At 35.6% G+C, this 1,452-nt stretch carries 1 protein-coding gene and 1 pseudogene; both read right to left on the bottom strand.

Annotated features, from left to right (window positions below; all coding sequences use genetic code 11):
* Positions 1-151: 151 nt before the first annotated feature.
* Positions 152-1,150, bottom strand: a complete 999-nt coding sequence (locus H5073_RS17880; protein ID WP_182680913.1) for a hypothetical protein — start codon at positions 1,148-1,150, stop codon at positions 152-154.
* Positions 1,147-1,323, bottom strand: a pseudogene (locus H5073_RS17875) (tyrosine-type recombinase/integrase); the annotation flags it as partial. The gene H5073_RS17880 and the pseudogene H5073_RS17875, both read right to left, overlap by 4 nt.
* Positions 1,324-1,452: the final 129 nt, after the last annotated feature.

The raw sequence follows: 1,452 nt of genomic DNA, 5'->3' as shown, positions 1-1,452 counted from the left end.
GACGGCTTCATCTTTATATGCTTGAGGATAACTCTTATGTGATTTTTTTAGACTCATATAGACCTCTTAATTTATTGACCATACTGTCTCAAAATTAAGTGTCCGATGGAATTAGACCAGAACAGACTTTTGCCGCCATTCTGCCGCCATTTTATCGTGAAGGATTATGGATTCTGTTACCGAATCTAAGGGATGTTAAATCTATCCATTTCTTTAAATTTCCCTCTACATTTTTGGGGATCTCACCTGGTACGAGATTCATTCTTAGGTCATGGGACATATACATGTCTAGTTCTTCATTAAAATCATATATATATTCGATGCTATTAGCTAAGAAGTCGACAAAATAAATTAGTTCATTATCATTGCAAATATAAAACGCTATTTGTCCTATTGTATCGCTGTTAAATCGTTCTTTAAGCAAGGTATCTATGGAATTTATATGCATTTCATTAAGAGTTAGTTCTATGAATACACTAAGTTTACTAAATATTTCTTTTGCTTGGTTACTATCTGAAACTGTATCATCGCCCAGCAAATGATACAGTTCCTGTATCCTATAGCTTATACGTTCAAATAATTCAAATGAAACGACTCCCACTCCGTAACTTATTGATGATAATGGGTAAAGCTGTTTATATAGTAATTTCTTGTTAAATGATAAATGAGGATCTTCTAGTGTACTAATATGGTCGCAAAAGTGTTTGTAATGGGCTAAGTACAAATCTGTTTTATTCTTTTGCTGTGTTTCCCTTATCTGCGTTTCTGCTTTATCTATTTGTAATGCTGTTTGTTTCGTCCCATGCAGTCTTGATGTTAAAATTGATAAAGGGATTGAAAGGCCAAGCAATCCAATAGGAAGCTTGCTTATGTCAATGAACTTGCTATAACCAGCAGCTGAAATGTCTAAACTGTACTCATGCCAAATCCATATTCCAGTTGAGAAAAATAAAGCTATTGGATAAATGATAGTCATCCAAAAAATAGGTTGGCTCGTCAAGCCATGATGTGGGTCAAAACTAAAACAGTATTTACTGAAGGACCAATGCTCATTATCGCTATGGCGGTTGCGGTAAAAAATAGCTGATATGATAACAACAGGTATTAGTGGAGTCAGGATGATGGATGCGAGCTTTAAATATTCAATCATTTATTGAGTAATCCTGCTATTGGTTTTTTAGTAATAGCATCATTCAAGTGATCGGGTGCGAAGTGGGCGTAGCGCATTGTGTCTTTGATATCTGAATGACCGAATACTTGTTTAAGTACCAAAATATTACCACCGTTCATCATAAAATAGCCGGCGAATGTGTGGCGTAAGATTTGAGGAGGGCGTTCGAAATTCTGTGTCAGGTTAAGTTTAAATTTCGAGCACGCTGTCTAAACGTCCTTCAAAATAAATCGCTAACTGAGATAGACAAAGGCTCCAATTGTGAATGGGCATTGTCCATT

Source organism: Shewanella sp. SR44-3 (genome assembly GCF_014163735.1).
GTDB lineage: Bacteria > Pseudomonadota > Gammaproteobacteria > Enterobacterales > Shewanellaceae > Shewanella.
This window is presented reverse-complemented; position numbering and strand designations above follow the sequence as displayed.